The sequence below is a fragment of the Flaviflexus huanghaiensis genome (assembly GCF_014118685.1).
Classification (GTDB): Bacteria; Actinomycetota; Actinomycetes; order Actinomycetales; family Actinomycetaceae; genus Flaviflexus; species Flaviflexus huanghaiensis.
Map to the genome: position 1 here is coordinate 255,883 of NZ_JACFAK010000002.1, position 20,645 is coordinate 276,527.

Annotated in this window: 18 protein-coding genes and 1 pseudogene; 16 read left to right on the forward strand and 3 right to left on the reverse strand. The window is 52.0% G+C overall.

All coding sequences use genetic code 11. The annotated features are described in order from the left end of the window. Nucleotides 1-10 precede the first annotated feature (10 nt). The 15 genes from H7E91_RS02810 (at nucleotide 11) to H7E91_RS02880 (ending at nucleotide 18,579) form a co-directional block, all read left to right on the forward strand. Nucleotides 11-679 (forward strand): sugar transferase, encoded by a 669-nt coding sequence (locus tag H7E91_RS02810; protein ID WP_194309101.1) that lies wholly within the window; start codon nucleotides 11-13, stop codon nucleotides 677-679. Further along, on the forward strand, nucleotides 676-1,221 hold the full coding sequence (locus H7E91_RS02815; RefSeq protein ID WP_182353572.1) for a GNAT family N-acetyltransferase: 546 nt from the start codon (nucleotides 676-678) through the stop codon (nucleotides 1,219-1,221). The genes H7E91_RS02810 and H7E91_RS02815 overlap by 4 nt, the downstream gene beginning before the upstream one ends. Then, nucleotides 1,218-2,225 carry a peptidoglycan bridge formation glycyltransferase FemA/FemB family protein gene (locus H7E91_RS02820; protein ID WP_182353573.1) on the forward strand — a complete coding sequence of 336 codons (1,008 nt, stop codon included), beginning with the start codon at nucleotides 1,218-1,220 and terminating at the stop codon, nucleotides 2,223-2,225. The genes H7E91_RS02815 and H7E91_RS02820 overlap by 4 nt, the downstream gene beginning before the upstream one ends. A gap of 348 nt (nucleotides 2,226-2,573) precedes the next feature. Next, nucleotides 2,574-3,785 carry a glycosyltransferase family 4 protein gene (locus H7E91_RS02825; protein ID WP_182353574.1) on the forward strand — a complete coding sequence of 404 codons (1,212 nt, stop codon included), beginning with the start codon at nucleotides 2,574-2,576 and terminating at the stop codon, nucleotides 3,783-3,785. After that, nucleotides 3,782-4,732: an NAD-dependent epimerase/dehydratase family protein gene (locus tag H7E91_RS02830; RefSeq protein WP_182353575.1), complete on the forward strand. Its 951-nt coding sequence runs from the start codon at nucleotides 3,782-3,784 to the stop codon at nucleotides 4,730-4,732. Before H7E91_RS02825 ends, H7E91_RS02830 begins: the two co-directional genes overlap by 4 nt. Next, nucleotides 4,729-6,000: a Vi polysaccharide biosynthesis UDP-N-acetylglucosamine C-6 dehydrogenase TviB gene (gene tviB / locus H7E91_RS02835; protein WP_182353576.1), complete on the forward strand. Its 1,272-nt coding sequence runs from the start codon at nucleotides 4,729-4,731 to the stop codon at nucleotides 5,998-6,000. The genes H7E91_RS02830 and tviB overlap by 4 nt, the downstream gene beginning before the upstream one ends. Nucleotides 6,001-6,167: 167 nt before the next feature. After that, nucleotides 6,168-7,274, forward strand: coding sequence for a glycosyltransferase (locus H7E91_RS02840; RefSeq protein WP_182353577.1), 1,107 nt, complete (start codon nucleotides 6,168-6,170; stop codon nucleotides 7,272-7,274). Between the two features lie 160 nt (nucleotides 7,275-7,434). Next, on the forward strand, nucleotides 7,435-8,484 hold the full coding sequence (locus H7E91_RS02845) for a polysaccharide biosynthesis protein (protein ID WP_182353578.1): 1,050 nt from the start codon (nucleotides 7,435-7,437) through the stop codon (nucleotides 8,482-8,484). Next, nucleotides 8,481-9,602 carry a polysaccharide biosynthesis C-terminal domain-containing protein gene (locus H7E91_RS02850; RefSeq protein WP_206680335.1) on the forward strand — a complete coding sequence of 374 codons (1,122 nt, stop codon included), beginning with the start codon at nucleotides 8,481-8,483 and terminating at the stop codon, nucleotides 9,600-9,602. The genes H7E91_RS02845 and H7E91_RS02850 overlap by 4 nt, the downstream gene beginning before the upstream one ends. A 6-nt stretch (nucleotides 9,603-9,608) precedes the next feature. Then, nucleotides 9,609-10,739 carry a non-hydrolyzing UDP-N-acetylglucosamine 2-epimerase gene (gene wecB / locus H7E91_RS02855; protein ID WP_182353579.1) on the forward strand — a complete coding sequence of 377 codons (1,131 nt, stop codon included), beginning with the start codon at nucleotides 9,609-9,611 and terminating at the stop codon, nucleotides 10,737-10,739. Nucleotides 10,740-11,983: 1,244 nt separating this feature from the next. Next, nucleotides 11,984-13,393 (forward strand): lipopolysaccharide biosynthesis protein, encoded by a 1,410-nt coding sequence (locus tag H7E91_RS02860; RefSeq protein ID WP_182353580.1) that lies wholly within the window; start codon nucleotides 11,984-11,986, stop codon nucleotides 13,391-13,393. A gap of 1,069 nt (nucleotides 13,394-14,462) precedes the next feature. After that, entirely contained in the window at nucleotides 14,463-14,921 is a 459-nt protein-coding gene (locus tag H7E91_RS12205) for a glycosyltransferase family protein (RefSeq protein WP_422111028.1), read from the forward strand. A gap of 146 nt (nucleotides 14,922-15,067) precedes the next feature. Continuing rightward, complete coding sequence (locus tag H7E91_RS02870; RefSeq protein WP_182353582.1) at nucleotides 15,068-16,246, forward strand: glycosyltransferase; 1,179 nt, start codon at nucleotides 15,068-15,070, stop codon at nucleotides 16,244-16,246. A gap of 17 nt (nucleotides 16,247-16,263) precedes the next feature. Beyond that, nucleotides 16,264-17,337, forward strand: coding sequence for an EpsG family protein (locus H7E91_RS02875; RefSeq protein ID WP_182353583.1), 1,074 nt, complete (start codon nucleotides 16,264-16,266; stop codon nucleotides 17,335-17,337). A gap of 39 nt (nucleotides 17,338-17,376) precedes the next feature. Then, on the forward strand, nucleotides 17,377-18,579 hold the full coding sequence (locus H7E91_RS02880; protein WP_182353584.1) for a glycosyltransferase: 1,203 nt from the start codon (nucleotides 17,377-17,379) through the stop codon (nucleotides 18,577-18,579). A gap of 108 nt (nucleotides 18,580-18,687) precedes the next feature. On the opposite strand, the pseudogene H7E91_RS02885 reads toward H7E91_RS02880, so the two are convergent. The 3 genes and pseudogenes from H7E91_RS02885 to H7E91_RS02895 all read right to left on the reverse strand — a co-directional run. Continuing rightward, nucleotides 18,688-18,927, reverse strand: a pseudogene (locus tag H7E91_RS02885) (transposase); the annotation flags it as partial. Nucleotides 18,928-19,259: 332 nt separating this feature from the next. Beyond that, the gene (gene istB / locus H7E91_RS02890; RefSeq protein WP_182353585.1) at nucleotides 19,260-20,009 is read right to left on the reverse strand and encodes an IS21-like element helper ATPase IstB; all 750 of its coding nucleotides are present in this window, start codon (nucleotides 20,007-20,009) and stop codon (nucleotides 19,260-19,262) included. Then, on the reverse strand, nucleotides 20,010-20,153 hold the full coding sequence (locus H7E91_RS02895) for a hypothetical protein (RefSeq protein ID WP_182353586.1): 144 nt from the start codon (nucleotides 20,151-20,153) through the stop codon (nucleotides 20,010-20,012). A gap of 92 nt (nucleotides 20,154-20,245) precedes the next feature. On the opposite strand from H7E91_RS02895, the gene H7E91_RS02900 reads away from it, so the two are divergent. Next, nucleotides 20,246-20,563, forward strand: coding sequence for a transposase (locus H7E91_RS02900; RefSeq protein WP_182353587.1), 318 nt, complete (start codon nucleotides 20,246-20,248; stop codon nucleotides 20,561-20,563). Nucleotides 20,564-20,645: the final 82 nt, after the last annotated feature.

The window sequence follows — 20,645 nt, forward strand, 5'->3', positions numbered from 1 at the left end:
GGTGGGCGTGATGTCGAGTATTCGCAAAGTTACGGACCAAACAGAGCCCAAAACCCAGATCTACCGCGATCATGGTAAGAGGCTCTTTGATGTGCTTGGAGCCCTCGCTGGTATCGTTATTCTCGCTCCAGTGTTCGCGGGGGTCGCGCTGACGATTCGCGTAAGTATGGGAAGTCCAGTGCTTTTTAGACAAGTAAGGCCGGGCCAGAACGAGCGTCTTTTCACGCTACTTAAGTTTCGAACGATGGTCGAAGGTACTGGCCCCGACCGAGATCGCGTCACAGTCCTAGGAAAATTCCTTCGGTCGTCATCACTCGATGAGCTGCCCCAGCTTCTGAATATTCTCAAGGGAGAGATGTCGTTCATAGGCCCACGACCATTAACGGTCAAATATCTCGACTTTTATTCGGAGGTCGAACGACAACGGCATCAAGTACGCCCCGGCATAACAGGCCTTGCTCAAATCAGTGGCCGCAACGCGCTCCAGTGGGAGGATAGGTTCGGGTTGGACATTGCGTACGTTGAGGGTTTGAGTGTGCGCATGGACGTTGCCATCCTGCTTCGTACTATTCGCAAGGTTGCGTCTAGGAACGGCGTTACTATCCGCGAAGAAGGGACAGTGCAGGATTTTGATGTCCACCGGAGCTTGGACACTAAAGAGAAGGGGTCCCTCGAATGAATCTGTATGACCGCAGCTTAGTGCTCAGGGCGGTAGAACCATCCGACGCGGACACGCTTTACGCGATGCTGGCTGACCCCGATTTGGAATCTTCAGTGATTGGTTGGTCTGGACCGGTTTCCCTTGCCTCCCAGGATAGGTGGATCAGGAATATCCAGCCGCACGAGTTTCGATTTATGGTCGAATACGAAGGTAGCCCAGCTGGAATGGTTCGGATCGACCCTGTCGATTTCAAGAACCGGACTGGGACGGTAAATATAAAGCTTGTCCCGGGGAGCCGAGGGCGGGGAATCGGTCGTAAGGCTTTAAATCTGCTCCTCAGGTACATGTTTGACGAACTGGGGCTCGAGGTCGCAGTGGCGGATGTTCTTGAAGGTAATCGGGCGTCGAGAGCTCTCTTTAAGAGCTTAGGCTTCGTTCAGGAGGGAGTCCTGCGTGCTCGGATTTTCAAAGGTGGAGCCCGCCATTCGGTTGTGATGTACTCGCTCCTGAGGAGCGAATTTCGGTCTTCAACAGGTCCACAGAAGGCTGAGGTCGAATGACAAGCATCGCTGCAGAATTTGGGGCTACAAATCCAGACGTTTATTTCGGTGATGAGTACTTGGAGCTACATGCCCAGCTGGACGGCGGGACACCTGAAAAGTTCAGGCTCAAGCATGATTTAGGAAGCGTGCAGTATTCGTACGTCAGGAGACCGGTAACCTCGGACATTGTCGAGGACCGATCTGACATCATAACTCCCTACGGTTATGGCGAGCCTATGATCCTATCGTGCCCGGATAGGTCACGGTTGAAGGAGCTAGTCAGTGTTTTCGACGAGGAGTTTCGTACCTATTGTCGGAACGAGGGCATTGTCAGCGAACTTGTGCGCTTTAGCCCGTTGGATTCTGGAGTATCCACATTCGGATCTCTTTACGATCTTTCTCTTAACCGACAGACCGTAGTCGTCGACTTGCGTGGTGAGGATGTTCTGCTTCGGGAGTTTGACAAAAAGACCCGTTGGAGGGCGCGTAAAAACTTGAGTTTAGGAATCGAAGTCACCCTCGATCGGCCAAAGTCCCTGCAGGAGTTTGTATCTCTCTACGAGAGTACGATGAAGCGAAATCGCGCTGCGGACTTTTACCTTTTCGACCAGGAGTATTTCGAAGGCTTAGCTGACAGAATGGGGGACAAGGTCCTATTCGCGAAGGCTTACTTTGAAAATAAGCTAATAGCCGCGGCAATATTTCTCTTAGGCCCGGACCGGATCCACTATCATCTCTCGGGCTCCGATTACCAGTACTCTGATGTATCGCCCACGACCAGCATTTTGCATGAGGTCGCGCTTTGGGGGATCGAACATCGATACAAGCTCGTGCATTTAGGTGGGGGACGAAGCGCTTCAAGCGAAGACAGCCTTTTCAAGTTCAAACGAAAGTTCGGCTCGACATTGAGCGGTTTCTATCTCGGTAAGCGAATTCACGATCTAGTGGCTTATAGCCAGCTGTCGAAGGAACGGAACCAGGAGACGTCAGATTTTTTCCCTGCATATCGTGCCAGAATCTGAACGAAGGGTCATGAGCATGCACGCAAATCGCATGAAGGTAGTCGAATTCCGCGCCTCGCTTCGATCCGAAGGTTGCGCGTCAGGTCGTTGCCTGCGTCTAGGCCAACAGCGTAGACCGCATGGGCGCATCTCTTATCGTCGCGAGCAAGAAGTGTCCGAGGGCTACACAAACATTGATGGAGAATGGAGGGCCGCGATGATTTTGAAGGGGGACGTACGCGGCTACGAATTCGGTGGCGACGTCGCTCCAGAGGTCTTGGCGATGGGAGGAGGATCGAGAACTACAGCCGAATTAGTAGTCACGAACGTTGCTCCTTCTATAGTCATCGATAAGGCGGACCACGGACAATGGTGACGAAGAAGCGAAGGTTAGACGGATCCAGATCTATTGTCTATGGCGTAACCGTTGGAGTCAGTGCATATTCTCTCCTAAAAGGGCAGCTTCAGTGGTTCTCGACGAGGGGATGGAAGGTCACCCTCGTATCGGATCCGGATGATAAAGCCCTCGCTGCATCGAGGCGCGAAGGCGTTAATTTCGAACCCTTGTCGATGCGACGGGGGATCTCCCTTGTGCAAGATCCGTTTTCTCTATGGTGCTGGATCCGCTTACTGCGTCGGCTTTCTCCCGACGCAACGAATGTAGGTACTCCAAAGGCGGGTCTTCTTGGAGGTTTTGCGGCTTGGCTGACCCGCGTCCCTCGTCGTGTCTACGTCGTTCGGGGGCTTCGGCTCGAAGGCGTCGATGGCCCTCTTCTGCCAGTCTTGTGGCTGATGGAGCGACTTTCTACGACATTCGCGACGGACGTCGTTGTGGTCAGCGAATCGCTTGGTCGTGAGCTTGTACGACGACGGCTCACCAATCCGAAGAAGACCTGGCTTATCGGTTCTGGGAGTAGTAATGGCGTCGACGTCGAGAAGATCGAGGACCGGGTTTCGGCGACCGACGCAGGTCAGCTTCGGAGTGATCTCGGGATATCCGCGGATTCATTCGTAGTCGGTTTCATTGGTCGGGTCAACCGAGACAAGGGTTTCGATACTCTCGTACGTGCGATGACGAGTGGTGAGCTAGCGGAACACGTTCGTTTACTTGTCATTGGTCCGGTGGAGGACACCGCACTTGCCGGCCTACTAGGGTCTCAGGAGTCGCGAGTAATCTTCATTGAGTGGACCAACGATGTCTGGGCGTACCTTTCCGTCATTGACACGCTCGTGTTACCCACACGTCGAGAAGGGTTTCCAAACGTCGTCCTGGAGGCGGCTTCCGCGCGCGTGCCGACAATTACGACGCGCGCCACTGGAGCAACAGATTCGGTCTTGGACGGAGAGACAGGGTACCAGGTCGATATCGACGACAGCGTTGCTTTGACTAGAAGAATCAATCAGTTCGCTGCTACGCCGGAACTCGCACGTGAGATGGGACAGCGAGCTTACGAGCGAGTGCGCACTGAGTTCAAGCCTGAGTCTATCTGGCAGGGACTTGCGGAGATAATCGAAGGAAGAGCTGTCTCCGAACATGTTGTTCGACTCGAGCAGCCGAACGTTACGAACAGGAAATCATGAGAGTTCTGATCACTGGCGGTGCCGGCTTCATCGGGTCAAATCTGGCGAAGCACATCAATAGGCATTCTGCAGATACCGATGTTCGGATCATCGATGATCTCAGCACCGGATTCGAAAGCAATCTGAACGGCACCGACGTCCAACTCATCCGAGCGAGCGTTCTCGACTACGACGCTCTTGCCGGAGCAGCAGAAAACGTCGATTCCATTGTCCACCTTGCCGCGATTCCGAGTGTCCCACGGTCGATAGCGAATCCCGTCGCCTCGCACGCTGCAAATGCCACGGGAACTCTCAACGTGCTGGAGGCAGCTCGTCAAGCGAAGGTGGGTCATGTAGTCGTAGCATCTTCGAGCTCGGTTTACGGCTCCAATCCCAACCTGCCGAAGAGCGAATACGACTGGATCCGCCCGATGAGCCCTTACGCCGTTAGCAAGCTCGCGACCGAGGGGTACGCGATCGCGTACCAGTATGCATACGGACTAAAGACTCTTGCGTTCAGGTTTTTTAACGTTTTCGGACCTGGGCAAGCCGCAGATCACGCCTATGCTGCAGTAATCCCTAAGTTCCTCGACGCCGCTCTGAACGATAGTCCAGTAACAGTCCATGGAGACGGCTTGCAGTCACGAGATTTCACTTATGTAGAGACAGTATGTGAAGTCCTCGCGACAGCAGTTAAGAACCAAACTCATAGTGTCGAGCCGGTCAACCTGGCTTATGGAACGAACACTACATTGCTTGCGTTGTTGGCAGAGATCGAACTTCAACTCGGGAAGCCAATCTCGCGAGAACACTCTGATGCACGTACTGGCGATATTAGAGCTTCACAGGCAGACAGTAGCCGTGTCCTGGAATTGTTCCCGGAAGTGCAACCAGTGGCTCTGGAAGAAGGAATCGCCAAAACTATAGCGTGGTTTAAGCAAATGAACGAAACTGAAGGTGTCGCATGAAGATTTCGGATGTCAGCATAGCGGTTATTGGTCTTGGATATGTCGGCCTCCCGCTAGCGGTTGAATTCGCCAAGAAGTTCCCAGTAACCGGCTTCGACATTAACGAATCCCGAGTTGCCGAGCTCCGCGCGGGTCGGGACAAGACGCTGGAAGTCGAGAGCCACGAGCTTGCCAATGCAGAACAATTGGAGTTTAGTTCGGACCCAGTTGATCTTGACCGAGCGAATGTTTTTATCGTGACCGCGCCGACGCCAATCAACGAGCACAAGCAGCCCGACCTCAAGCCACTTCTTTCCGCCGCTTCCACCGTAGGTCAGCACCTTAAGCGGGGAGACGTGGTAGTTTTCGAATCAACAGTTTACCCTGGCGCTACTGAAGAAGACTGCGTACCAGTTCTCGAACGTGAGAGCGGCCTCAAGTTCAATGTTGATTTCTTTGTTGGGTACAGCCCAGAGCGAATCAATCCCGGTGACAAGGTCAATCGATTCACCACAATTGTGAAGGTGACATCCGGATCAACTCCGGACGTTGCTGATTTCGTCGACGAACTCTATCGAATGGTCGTCGCCGCCGGTACCTACAAAGCGTCGTCTATTCGTGTGGCAGAAGCTGCGAAGGTTATCGAGAACACACAACGAGATGTAAATATTGCTCTGGTTAATGAGTTAGCAGTTCTATTCGACAAACTCGGGATCGACACTGAGGAGGTACTACTTGCCGCTGGCTCTAAATGGAACTTCTTGCCATTCCGTCCGGGCCTCGTTGGTGGGCACTGCATTGGAGTCGACCCGTATTACTTAACCCATAAGGCACAGTCAGTGGGGTATCATCCGGAAATTATCTTGGCTGGGCGCCGTCTGAATGATTCGATGGGAATCTACGTAGCGACCCAGCTCATCAAGAAGATGACCAAAGAGGGAATTCCGGTCAGAGATTCCCGGGTCCTAATTCTCGGACTGACTTTCAAAGAAAATACGCCCGACTTGCGAAACACGCGAGTTATCGACGTCATTGCAGAATTGTCTGAGTATGGCATGCAGGTGGACGTGCACGATCCTTGGGCTAATCCCGTTGAGGCATTCGGAGAGTATGGGATCTCATTGGTAAGCGACCCAGAGTTGGACTCATACGACGCGGTCGTGCTCGCCGTAGCGCACAAACATTATGTCGAGCTTGGGTCCAACGGTGTTCGAAGGTTTGGCAAGAACGATGGTCATGTGCTCTACGACATAAAGTGTGCACTCTCAGATGCCGATCTTCGCCTTTAGTGAGCGCAAGTGATTCGGCCGCACGGTACTCTCGATGGCATTCAGCTTCTAAGTTCAAATTTCTTGGGGCTTTCTTCCAACAACCGATTTGATCACGGTTTGCTAAGTTCTTTTCAATCTGCACATTGCCTCCGTTTGAAACCCATATCCGCGACGGGAGGCGGAGTGTGAGCGAGGCAAATCATCCGCGACGTGTGCTCCAGGTATTCTCTAGCCTCGACAGAGGTGGTGCCGAACAAGTTGTCATGAACTGGTACCGAAAAATTGACAGAGAACAAGTTCAGTTCGACTTTGTTGTTGAGGAAAGATGCGAAGAGTATGCTCACGAATCCGAAATTCGCAGCCTAGGTGGGAGAATATATCGCGTTCAAAGGCCAATATCTAATGTCTTTGGATACATCAGACAATGGAATCGGCTTTTGGAATCTCATCCCGAATGGACGGTGGTCCACGCACACCACACCTCGCCAGCGTTTATTTTTCTAACATTAGCCAGAATGAAGGGGCGTAGAACCATTGCTCACAGCCACACTGCCGGGGGGCGTTCAACAGCGAAGGACGTCCTGAAGCGATTTGCGCGATGGCCATTGAGATACATCGCCTCTGACCGCATGGCGTGCTCGCCCGACGCCGCGCGCTGGATGTTTGGTCAAAAGCAGGTTCAAATCGTCCCTAATGGCATCGATGTTGAGAGTTTTCGATTCTCAAGCGAGCGTTCCCAAATTCTGCGGGCTCAGCATGAACTTGGCGACGGCATTGTCATCGGGCATGTGGGTAACTTCCGTGTTGTGAAGAACCACCGGCGAATATTGGATGTATTCAAGGAAGTAACAAGTAGAGCGGCGGATGCTCGACTGGTGCTAGTTGGCGACGGAGGTCTCCGTAGGGAGATGGAAATCTATGCTGAAGGGTTAGGGATCTACGACAGTGTGCGGTTTCTCGGCGTGCGAAGTGATATTGCGGAACTCTTAGGAATGTTCGATGTCATGGTCTTTCCCTCGCTATATGAGGGTTTTGGGGTGAGTGTTGTTGAAGCGCAAGCCGCAGGCCTACCTGTAGTCATGTCAGACACCGTTCCTAAGAATGTCGTAGTTAGTCGACATGTGCGCTCGCTATCGCTAAATGCTTCAAATGTAGTTTGGGCTGAAGCACTTCTAGCAGACGCCAGATCCATCGAATCTCGAGAAGAACAATGCGATCTCGTCAAAAACAGTGAGTTTAATATCGTTCAAAGTCTTGGCGAAGTAGAAAGAACCTATCGTGGCGAGCGCTAGAGCAGGCTGCCAGATTGGCAGAAAGAAGCTGCAAGGGGCACTGAACGTCTCCTCAAAGCTGAGCCCTTTGAAATCCAGTCCCTCGGAGGAATCGTCGATGCTCTGGCATCCAAATGTCAACGTACACAATGTTACGCCCAACCGGCAGAAGGAAAAAGGAATGACCGACAATTCTAATTATGAAGGCAAGACACTCCTAATTACGGGTGGTACTGGTTCCTTCGGCCACACCGTGACTAAGAAGCTCCTGCAAAATAATGTCAAAGAAATTCGCATACTCAGTAGAGATGAAGCAAAACAGGACGCGATGCGTCATGAGCTTGCCGACCACAGGGTGCGATTTTATGTTGGTGATGTGAGAGACATTGATAGCGTTCGGCGAGCGAGCCGGGATGTCGATTATGTCTTCCATGCCGCAGCTTTGAAGCAGGTTCCCTCGTGTGAGTTCTTTCCGATGGAAGCCGTACGCACAAATATCGTCGGCAGCAACAATGTGGTTCAAGCTTGCGAGGACAATGGTGTTCGATCTCTTGTTTGTCTTTCCACTGATAAGGCCGTCTATCCAGTTAATGCGATGGGACAGTCTAAAGCGATGATGGAGAAAGTGGCACAGTCGCACGGCCTCAATAACCCTAACGCGAGTACCACTGTCTCTCTGGTGCGCTACGGGAATGTTATGTACTCGCGAGGGTCGGTGATTCCGTTGTTTGTCAACCTGATTCGACAGGGAAAGAACCTCACCGTGACAAACCCCGGAATGACTAGATTCATGATGTCCCTTGCGGACTCAGTTGACCTTGTTGACTACGCATTCCACAACGCCAAGCAAAGTGATTTATTCATCAAGAAGGCGCGCGCTTGCACGATTTCGGACCTCGCCCAAGCGCTGATTAATCTCTTCAAGTCCGACGTTGGAATTGATGTGATCGGGACGCGTCACGCCGAGAAAGTTTCTGAAGCATTGGCAACCAGAGAAGAACTGTCTCGAGCAGAGGATCGCGGTGATTATTTCCGTATCGCCGCGGATTCCAGAGATCTTAACTATGACCTGTTCCTCAATGAAGGCAATGTTGAACAGTCTGAATACGAGGATTATGACTCGCACAATGTGGAGAGAATGGATGTCTCGGAAGTCGAAGAGCTACTCCTGACGATTCCCGAAATTCGAAGGGATTTGCATAAAGCCGGAGTCGCGCCTAAGGAACGATGATGAATCTCATGCACAAAAAGTTCGCGATTACAGGCACGAATGGTTTCCTCGGTTGGCACACGCGACTTGCGCTCCACTCTCACGGTGCAAGTTACGAAAGCATCCCAGTCGGAGAATCTTTTGACAAAGAACCGACTGTCAAGACCCTCGAAGGCACCGAAATACTCATCCACCTAGCTGGCGTAAATCGCGGCTCTGATGAAGAGGTCTCCGACGGAAACCGATTATTCTCAGACCAGATTGCGGAAGCGCTCGTCTCCTGCAAAAACCCTCCAGTTGAGGTGGTGTATGCAAATTCAATTCAAGCGCTTTCTGGAAATGTCTACGGCCGGGCTAAGGATGAAGCCGCGAAGACGCTTGAACGCGTGTGTGAGTCGCGCGGGACGCGCTTCCGCTCAGTACTATTGCCAAACATTTTTGGCGAGCATGGGCGACCGTACTACAACTCTGTCATCGCCACCTTCTGTCATCTATTGGCATCGGGTGAAGGGGCGCCGACGGTGCATCAGGATCGAGAGCTCACACTGTTACACGCGCAGGATGCTGCGGATTGGCTAATTGGTGTCGTTGATGAGAGCGTGGCGGCGCAACGACTTCAAACGTCAACTGTCGCTGACATATTGAGCATCTTGGAGGAGATCTCGGCGACCTACTCGAGTGGAGATATTCCAAATATCTCTACGAAACTCCGAAAGGATCTCTTTAATACCTACCGATCCTTCATCGCTGAGGGGCCCGTCGCGAAGCTTCCTATTACCCTTACTAAACACAGCGATCATAGAGGCGCCTTCTTCGAGGTGGTTAGAAGTCACGGTGGTACTGGACAATCGTCGATATCTACGACTGCTGCTGGTATTAGTCGAGGAGATCATTACCATCGCAGGAAAATAGAACGCTTCTCGATCTTGTCTGGATCGGCAACAATACGCCTCCGTAAGATGTTTACCGACAGGGTCATAGAGTTTCGGGTTGATAGCAGTAATCCTGTCGCTATCGACATGCCAACCGGCTGGGTGCACAACCTTACGAATGTCGGCGCAGGCACGCTCTATATGCACTTTTGGAGCGATGAATTGTTCGACCCAATGAACCCAGATACCGTACCTGAGAAAGTATGATCCAGTATGAATAAGCTTAAAGTCATGACTGTTGTTGGTACGCGGCCAGAAATTATTCGCCTTTCAGCAACAATCAAGTTGCTCGATCAGCATACTGATCATATTCTTGTCCACACGGGGCAGAACTACGACTACGAGTTAAACGAAGTCTTCTTTGACGACTTTGGATTGCGGCAGCCCGACTATTTCCTGAATGCCGATACCAGTTCCCTCGGATCAACGCTGGGCTCGATTATCTCAGCAACGGAGAAAGTCTTAATTAGCGAAAAGCCAGATGCATTTTTGGTGTTGGGCGACACAAACAGTTGCGTTTCTGCAGTCATAGCTAAGCGTCTAAAGGTCCCCGTATTCCACATGGAGGCCGGCAACAGATCATTTGATGAGAATGTTCCGGAGGAAACGAACCGCAGGCTCCTCGACCATATCTCTGACTATAACCTCGTATACACGGAACATGGACGAAGGAACTTGCTCGGGGAAGGTATACACCCGTCGCGCATTCTCCTTACCGGCTCACCCATGCGAGAGGTATTGGAGCAGAACCGTAGTCAGATCAAGAAGAGCAGGATTTTGGATGTCTTGAATCTGAAGTCCCGCGGTTATTTCTTGGTCAGTCTTCATCGCGAGGAGAATGTCGATAACCCGGAACGCCTTTCTCAAGCAGTCGACACCCTTCGAGCTATGCGCGATGAGTTCCGTCTGCCAGTACTAGTTTCCACTCATCCGCGGACACGTAGTCGACTCGAAGGGCTTGGCGTCTCCGATGAGCCGAACATTACATTCCATAAACCGTTCGGCTTTCACGATTACATCAAACTACAAGTTGAGTCGAAGCTCGTCCTGTCTGACAGTGGTACCATTAGCGAGGAATCAAGTATTTTGGGCTTCCCTGCGCTCACTCTGAGGAGCTTTATTGAAAGACCAGAAGCTCTGGACTCCGGAAGTATTATTACAACGGGACTAGAACCTGATTCCGTAATCGCTTCGGCCAGAATCCAGCTGGAATCTGGCGCAGTAAGTACTATTCCTGTCGAGTACTCAATTAGAGATACTTCTATCCGCACTTTGCGATTCTTGCTCTCCCGAGTGCATAGCCACGCAACGGCAGCGGGACTAATGATGCCGAGAGTTAAGTGAGTCGGCCGGAAAGTAGGACTGAATCCGCCTATCAGTCCACTAGCACAGGGAGCCTTTCGATTTTATCCCATGGTGGAATGACGGAAGGCTCGAGAATAGGGGAAAACGATGCTGCCATATGACGGGACAACTGCGCCGGTTGCGCTCATATTCTTCAATCGTCCAGGTCCGTTAGCGCGTACATTTGCCACAATTCGAGACGCGCAACCTCGTGAACTCTTTCTTATTCAAGATGGACCGCGCTCAGGTAATCAGGCTGACGAGCGTAAAGTACGAGAGTGTCGGGAGATCGTGAGTGCGATCGACTGGGAATGCACGGTTCATCGTGACTTTGCTGAACAGAATCTCGGCACCGGCCGGCGAGTTGCGAGCGGATTGACATTGGCTTTCTCCACTGTTGACCGATTGATCATCCTAGAGGATGACTGTGTCCCTGCTCAGGACTTCTTCCCTTTCTGCACGGAACTGCTTGACCGCTACAAGGATGACCAACGGGTCGGCATGATCACCGGAATGAACCATCTCGGGGCATATGATGGGACATCTTTTGACTACTTGTTCTCACGCGTAGGCTCGATCGCAGGCTGGGCAACTTGGAAGCGGACATGGACCTCCGTTGATCAAGATTTAGAGTTTCTGGATGATCCATACGCGATTCGTCTAATACGTGACTACCTAAAGCGACGGAAGACAGGAACAGGGCTACTCAAAAGAGGTGAGAAGCTCAAGGCTAGAATTGAAGCAGGCGAACGTCTAACGTCTTGGAGTTACCCCCTTGGTGTGGGAGATATTCTCCATTCAAGGTTGATTATCGTTCCTAGAGTCAACTTAATGAGCAACATAGGGGTGGGTCCCGACGGAGCTAACACGACTGATTCCCTTAAGAAAGTCCCACGGGCATCGCGCTTCCTATACGACCTTCCCCTGCACGAATTCCACGGTCACTTAAAGCATCCGCAGTATGTGACTGAAGATCTCTCTTACAACAGACAGGTCGACAAACTTATGGGACGGACGTTCTGGGGAGGTAAGGGACGAAAAGTTGAAAGTTTGGTCCGGCGAATTATGTATGGTGAGAACCCAGCCCCGATTCTGCGAAGATGGGTACGTCGCTTGCGTGCCAACTCACCTGCTCGTCGAACAGGGCGTAAATCGTGAGTTCAGGGGGGCTGCGGAACGCAGCCCTACTCTCTTACCTCACCGTTGGGTTTGGCGTCGTGTCCGGCTTGCTATACACGCCATGGATGATCAGAACGATAGGCACGAACGAATACGCGGTCTATTCGCTCGTCTTGTCAGTCGTAAGTCTCGTGGCCCTAGATCTCGGGCTCGGCGCGGCAACCTCTCGCTTTCTTACGCTTTATAAAGCCAAAGGTGATATTGAGGGAGAGCAAAGGCTACTCACTGTTGTCTTTAAAGTTTTTGTTCTCCTCACAATAATCCTCGCAGTAGGATTGACTTTCTTATATTTTTTTTCCGATAAACTATACTCATCTCTAGATTCTGACCAGATCGAGCAGTTCCAATCAGTTCTCGCCGTATTCGGACTTTATAGCGTTGTAATCTTCCCGCTACGCCCAATCGATGGAATACTGCTCGCGAATGAGAAGTTTGTGCAGCTGAAGAGTCTCGATCTCCTTCAGAAGGTTTTGACTCTCGTGTTTATGGTTTATGCTCTTTGGTCCGGCTTCGGACTTTTTGGGGTGGTGGCAGCTAACGTCGCAGGCGGTCTACTGGTTACGTTGGTCAAGTTGCGAGCAGCGCTACGTGCGACCAGTATCCGGCCAGATTGGCGGAGCAATTCATTTAGGGACTTGCGAATGGTGCTGGGATTCAGTGTTTGGGTCACTGTCATCTCTATCTCCCAACGTCTTATTATTAATGTGCAGCCTTCCATTCTAGCGGGGCTCGCAGGCGCCCACCAGGTTGCGCTGTTCTCGCTCGCCATTACGGTTGAAGGCTATATTTTTTCAATAGCCAGTGGAATCAATGGTCTCCTGCTGCCTCGCGTAACACGCCTAACCGTCGCTGGCGAACGATCTCGGGACGAGTTACAGGCCCTCCTTGAGCGGGTGGGAAGGCTCCAGTTCTTCCTCCTGGGAACTATTGCCTCAGGTTTTATGCTACTTGGTCCGCAGTTTATGCGACTTTGGGTTGGCCCGCTTGCAGACAGTTTTATGGTGGCGGCAATTCTCATCTTTCCTGCTGTCGTTACGGCAACTATGCATGTAGCAGAGACGTCTTTGATCGCGTCCGGCAGAATCCGAAACGTCGCTTTTGCGAGTCTTATAGCATCTGGACTCAGCTTACCTCTGTCGTTCTTTCTCGTTTCATCCTGGGGCGCTTTGGGGGCCGCGTGTGCAGTCTGTTTCGGTAACGCTGTTGGAAGAATTAGCTACATGATCTACATTTACAAGAAGCATCTAGGTCTACGCATGGGATCATTCTTTACGTCGGTATACCTCAAAATCGTACCTTGGATGATCTTTGCAACGTTCTTATCCTGGCTAATAGGGCGCCTTGTCGTAGGGGAGGATTGGATATCTCTTCTCCTTAGAGGTGTTATTTTCCTTGTGATCGTTGGGATTGTCCTGTTCAAGTTCGTCCTCTCGACTACCGAGCGAGGATATTTTAGACCAAGACGCTGGAGCTAACTTGTTGACGGTTCTATAGATTTCGCGTGTGGACACGGTGTCAGGCCCGTATCCCTAAACTCTCGTCAACGTTGCAATAGGGAGTACCGATTTGCACCTGATTCTCAGGATGATGGTCTTGGTTTAGAGTCAAATTCGGTACCCGAGAAAATTCGATATATCCCTCTCTAGGAAGGTCTACACCTTGCGGATCCTCATTCCATCGAAAGCGCCTTGGTCCTCCGAGAATAGTTTTGGTAGTAGCTACTCGTCTGTTTTCGGTGTCATGAGAGACGTGGAGATTGCGAGCATCTTCTGTAGCTCAGGCAGCCCGGATCCAAAATACGTCAGGCGGTCCTTCCAAATAACAGCTGATTCATTGCTGGCGTCAACGTTGGGGCGATCTTCCAGTTCAGGGAGGGAGATCCTGCCAGAACAGCCCGAAGCCTATAAGCCGGCTCCCTCAAGGACTACCGTCGAGCGGTTCACTCGTCTTCTAAGGAAGAGCACTGTTGGGATAATGGTCGGTCGCAATTTAGAAGCCCTACTTTGGTGGGTTGGCCCTTGGAAGTCAGCAGAGCTCGATGCTTTTATCGATGAGTTCGCGCCAGACCTTCTGTTTGTTCCGCTTTATGCTAGTGCTCACATGAACAGGCTTACACTTCACCTCCGTGAACGCACAGGAGCCCCCTTGGTTGCGTACGTCTCGGACGATGTCTATTCCTTGCGTCGGCTTTCCATCTCTCCCTTATTTTGGGCGCGACGTATTGGTAGCCGACGGTTGATTCGACAGGTGATAAGACAATGTGACCGTCTCTACGTCATCTCCGACACTCAAAAAGTGGACTACTCAGAGGCACTTGGCGTGGAATGCAGTGTTCTTACCAAGCTTGGAGACTTCTCTGGCCTACAGCCGCCAGCGCCCGATGATACAGCTAGGGGAGATCAAATTGTTTTCACCTACGCAGGAAATGTCGGGAACGGTAGATGGAAGTCATTATGTGAAATCGGGCGCGCTTTGGATAGAGCATCTGAGTTAGGGCACAATGGCCGACTGGATATTTACACCATGACCCCGCTCTCGCGCAGGATGCAGAGGAGTTTCAACTGTTGTCGATCCATTCGTCTGCACTCCCCAGTGTCGCCGGATAAGCTCAGGAGAGTGTTCGAAGAGTCAGACATCTTGGTTCTGGTTGAACCGACAGATGTGAAAGGCAGGCAAACTGTCCGCCACTCGTTCTCGACAAAGATTGTCGAATACCTTGAGGCGGGTCGCCCAATACTTCTAAGAGCTGCGACGGGGCAAGCTTCAGCCAGTTACCTCAAAATGAGAGGAGCGGCGATGGTTTCAACGCCGAGGGATGATCTTGAACAGCAGGTTCAAGACCTCATGACGGACCGTGATTTACGGCTGGAGTTCGCCCGTAGCGGCTGGAACCTGGGGCGAGAGAATCACAATCTCGAGACTGAGCTTCCAAAGCTCGAATCCTATTTGAAACGCCTCGCTGGCGAATCTCCAGCACCCCGTCCGGACATCGATAATGCTTAACTCAGCTAACTGCTCTGTCGATATTCCCGATGCGGTATATCGCTCACCCAGCGCAAATTGTCACAATGAGAAAGATCTATACGGAGGAGACAAGTACGTGTGGGTAAACCGGTGTAACGGAACCCCCGCCTAAGGATAGATACTCAATGGAAACAGCAAAAAGCGATTCAGCGACGAAGAGAATTCTGTACGTCGGATACTATGACACACCGGAAAACCGTGGCGAAATGAGGGGCTCGGTGCCTGCTGCGACGGACAAAATGGACTACATCATGGACGTGCTAACTGAGCTTGGCTACGAGGTTGAGATTGTGTCCGCGAGCATCACCAGAGGAACAACTCGGCGGCCGGGAAAAGTTACTGAGGTTCGCCCTGGCGTGTATCTGCGTCTATTTCCAAGTCTTCGGTGGGGCAACAAGTTTCGTAGAGTTACGAGCGTTCTCTACGGAAAGTGGCAGGTATTCAGCTTCCTAGTTAGAGGCGCAAAGCGCGGCGAGAACGTCATTGTTTATCACTCGCTCGGTTACAATATTCTGGTAGAAATTGCGCATCTTATCCGGGGGTTTCGGCTCATCCTCGAGATAGAAGAAATTTATGCAGATCAGACAAGGAAGTCTCGCCGCACAAGATGGGCAGAGAGAGTTTCGATCTCTAGGGCCGATGGGTATCTGTATTCGACGGATCTTCTGGAGCGCACGGTCAATAAGAAAAAGCGACCACGCGTTGTAGTGCACGGCAACTATAGAGTCTCCAATGGCAACGGGGTGAAGGCTGAAGAAGAGATAACACGGGTTGTCTACGCCGGAGTCATCGATAGCATCAAGGGAAGCTTCCGCGTCGTCGAAGCGGCTCAGTTCCTGCCAAGCGAATATCGTTTACATATCATCGGTTTCGGAGATAAAGATTCGATTAAAATGCTTCGACAACGCATCAGTGACTCGAACAAGTGTTCTCAATGCAAGATCTCGTTCGATGGTCTCCTTCGCGGCGTTGAGTACGAGGAATATCTGCAAGCTTGCAAGATAGGAATTGTTGGACAAAGCGGCGATTCCAGCTTTGCTAACACATCATTCCCTTCGAAAATTCTGTCCTATATGGCCAACGGTCTCACAGTGGTCTGCGACCGATTTGACGCAGTGGAAACCTCGGCATTGGGCGACGCTCTGGTCTATACGTCCGGAGACAGTGCTGAAGAGCTCGCCCGGGCAATCATTTTCGCGGCGTCACATACGCGGGATAGTCGTCAGATCTTGATGGAGCTGAATACGCGTTTTCTGACGGAACTTCGGGATCTTTTAACCGAAGCAACTACCGACTCACGCTAGGAGGTGGCGACAATACTGTGAACATATACTTAGCGGTCTTTGTCTTTCTGATTGCTGCGGATATCTTCATTTTGCAGAACCAAGCCCTCATTGCGCGCCGGGGAATTTTCGTGATTCTAGCTACTGCGGTATTAGCGATTCAGTCAGGGCTCCGTCATGAATCAATCGGAGGCCGCGACGTATTTATTTCCTACAAGAGGTACTTCAACAACTCCCACGACATCACTTGGAATGAGATTATCGGCAATCTCTTTTCAATCGACATTCTGGTTGGAGACTCTACAGAGCCTGGTTTCCTGCTTTTTGTAAAGCTAGTATCGACTTTCACCGATAACTACCAAGTCATGATTTTCGTCATGTCGCTGGTTTTCATACTCCCATTCGGTTGGTTGGTCTATCGGTACTCCGCTGATCCGTTCATTAGTTTCGTTGTTTATTATGTTCTATTCTTCTCGTTTTTCTCGCTGACCGGATTCCGACAGACCATAGCGACAGTCATTGCCGTCCTGCTTTCTTATCCAAGCGTGCTCAATAGAAAGCCTCTCAAGTTTGCGCTATTCATTGCAATCGGATTTCTCTTCCATCGATCCGCACTGATCTACGCTCTGATATACCCGGTTAGCGCGATACCCCGGTCACATGGAAGTGTTAGAGGTGCGTGGTTGATCGGTTCTACTCTTGTTGGTAGCGCCATAGTCCTTGCAGCCACCGGAGCGTTGGGGGAGACCTTCGGCTACGCCTACGCTTTTGAAAATGACATAGGAGGTACCGCAACATTCACCACCTTGATGGGGGTAGTTTTTATTGCTTTCTTGATACGCCGAAAATCAATTCTGGAATCAAGCAACTATGCATACCTCAACATGAGCTCGACTGGCCTTGGCGCAGGATTCGCACTGATGACGCTGATTAGTCAGTCTTTCATGAGGGTTCAGCAGTACTTCTCACTGCTCGTGGTTCTCAGCATTCCTGATTTTATTTCCTCTTTTTCCCAGCGTGATCGCGTAATCGTACGCATCGCGGTCATTTCTGTGCTCTTCCTGCTACTTATTCGCGCAGATTCCCCCTACCGATTCTTTTGGGAAGTGTGAGCCAAAAATATTGGCGCTTCTGTTAGCTGAAAGGTACAAATGAAGTTTCTCCAAATCAACGCAGTAAACACGATCGGAAGTACCGGAAGAACAACAGCGGAGCTTTCAGATGGTCTGAAGGACAGGGGGCACAAATGTCTTACTATCCACTCGCAGGGGCCCGTGAGCACTGAATCAGTTCGTGTAGGATCTTTGAGGGATATCAAGACGCACGCCCTTCTTGCCCGCGTGACCGGATTGCAAGGTTATTGGTCTGAGAACGAAACATCCAAAATTCTTACTATGATAAACGAGTTCCAACCTGATGTAGTCAGGTTGGGGAATATTCACGCGAACTTTGTAAATCTGCCGATGTTACTGGGATATCTGGCTGAGAAGGATATTCCCACGATTGCCACTCTCCACGACACATGGTTCTACACGGGCAAGTGCACCCACTACTCCCAAGCTGGGTGTTCCCGATGGCAGGAATCTTGTGGGCAGTGCCCATTGCTGAAACAGTCAATTCCCTCCTGGTTCTTCGACAGAACCGCCACAATGCGAGCCGACAAGTCGGAGTGGTTCTCCGCTATTCCGCGGCTAGGCGTAGTCGGAGTCTCGAACTGGATCACAAGCGAGGCACAGAAATCTCTGCTTTCAACAGCAAAAACAGTAATACGGATCTACAACTGGGTAGATCTTGAGACTTTCAAGTTTCGCGAATCAGATCTTCGAGAAAGATATGGCTGGGGAGACGAGTTTCTGTTGTTGGGAGTGGCGTCTGGATGGAGTGTGGCGAAAGGTCTGAAAGATGCGCTTGCGCTCGCAAGCGTGTTACCAGGAGGCATGCGACTTGTGCTGGTCGGTGAACTTCCGAGCGGCACCGTGCTTCCGGAGACAGTAACTCACTTACCTGCCACGAGAAACACCATCGATCTTGCGGAAATCTATTCGGCTGCAGACGCCTTTATGAACTTCTCGAGAGAAGAGAGTTTTGGGAAGGTGTCAGCAGAAGCACTTGCGTGTGGTACGCCAGTCATCACAAACGGTTTCACCGCAAACCCTGAGTTGGTCGGACCTGGGTGTGGATATGTCGCCCAGACTCCGGACTCAACAAGTCTAATTGCCTTAGCCGAAAAAGTTCGACTGGCGGGTAGAGGGTCATTTTCTGAAGCTTGTCGTAAGTTTGCGGTGGACAACTTCTCCATGGAAAGTGGAATTTCGGCATACGAATTGTTGAGCAAGTCGCTGATAGCCCTTTAAGCCAAGCAACCCGCGATTGTTGTCAGCGTACTGTGTCGATTCCGGCCGAATTTGGTCAAGTCCCTTTGAGTGGTGTAGTGGTTGTTCCTTCGTTTTGTTGGTTCGGGGTTAGGCGCTGAGTTCGAGTGGGTGTTCGTCGCTCACCTCGATCCCAGAATTGTCTATGGCTTGGAAGCGGCTTCTGGCAAGGATGTCCAGGCCGAGGTAGCGTCGGCCTTCTGCCCATTCATCGGTCTGCTCAGCAAGGACCGCACCGACCAGGCGGATGATGGCTTCTCGGTTGGGGAAGATTCCCACGGAGTCGGTGCGGCGACGGATTTCTCGGTTGAGGCGTTCGCCCGGGTTGTTCGGTCATTGTCAAGCTACGTGGAGTCGGTCGGTGTTAGTTTCAGAGTTCTGCGTGAGCAGGTTGATGCCGACTATCTCGGCTGGTGCGGGCGTGGAGGGTTGTCGCCGGAATCGTTCGGGGTGCCGTTCGTAGTAGGCCTGCTGGGTCGCATCACGTCGCGCCCAGGCTTCCCGCCAGGTGCCGTCGTGGACCTCGTCCGGGGAGAACAACGCGATCCCGGAGTGCTTGTGGTTCTGGTTGTACCAGGGCACGTACCAGTCGACGTATGCACGTGCTTCTGTCGGCGGCAGTTGAATTTGGTGCGTTTCCGGCGATCGAAAACTGAGCAGTTTTAGTCTACTGTTTGTTGTTCTTGTCGGTGTCTGATCCGGTAGGAGGTTCCTTTCGTGGTCAGGACTTGGGCGTGGTGGACGAGCCGGTCGATGATGGCTGTCGCAATGGTCTCGTCGTGGAAGATCGTGGACCAGGACCCGAAAGCGAGGTTTGAGGTGATCAGGATGGATGATTGCTCGTATCGGTCTGAGATGAGCTGGAAGAACAGGTTCGCGGCTTCTGGTTCGATGGGGAGGTAGCCGAGCTCGTCGATGATGATGAGCTTGTAGCGGCGAATTCGCCGCAGCTCTTTCGTCAGGTCTCCGGTGTTGTGAGCAGTGGTCAGCGACTGGATCCACCCCGCTGCAGTGTCGAACAGGACCGGGATTCCGGCCCGGGTCGCGGCGATGCCGAGCCCGATCGAGATGTGAGTCTTCCCGGTGCCTGGTGGGCCGAGAAGGATCATGTTCTCCGCGTTGTGGATCCAGGTCGAGCGCGTGGCTGCTTGAACGTCTGAGCGCAGGTGGGGCTGGTGATCGAAGGTGAAGTCCTCAATTGTTTTCATGGACGGGAAGTGTGCTCGTTTCCGTCGTATCTCGGCCCCAGATGCTTCCCGAGCCGTCACCTCGGCTTCCAAGACCGCGGCCAGGTACTCTTCGAACGTCCAGCCCTGTGCGCGCCCGGTGTCAGCCAGGCGAGCGAAAGAAGCTTGAATACGTGGTGCTTTCAACGCACTCGTGTAATAGGTGACGTCTTTGATCGCCTCCATTTAGGCCACCTCGATGTCAAAGATCTGGTCATACACTGCCAGGTCCCCGCCCTGGACCGTCACTCCGTAGCCGGGTAGGCCCTGGCGCTGCTGAAAGGTCGCACGCAGCTTCCGAGCGGTCTCTACATGGTCAGGGTCGGTCACCTGACCGCCGCTGCCCCAAAGACGATCATGAGTCGTGATGACTGAAGCGTCCTGGGTTTCGTTCCGATTCGTTGATTGAGGAGAATTGGATTATGACCAATGTGTACAGCCCGGAGTTCAGGCAGCGGGCCTTGCGAATGATGGACGATTATCGCCGCGGTGGTGACGTCTCAGAATGGGCCGCGGCGTCGGCAGTGGGTGAGAAGTTGGGGGTTTCGCCTCATACGATGCGCGGCTGGTCCAGGAGGGCACGCAGCGAGGTGAGCAGTGACACCCCCGCGTCGAGTGCTGAGTCGGAAGAGATCAAGGAACTGCGCCGCGAGGTGCGAGAGCTGAAGCGGGCCAACGAAATTCTGAAGACGGCATCAGCTTTTTTCGCAGCGGAACTCGACCGCCCCACGACGAAATGATCGCCTACATCGATAGGTATAGGGATCAGTTCGGGGTCGAGGTTATCTGTCGCACGCTGGCTGCGACGGCCGGTGGGTTCAT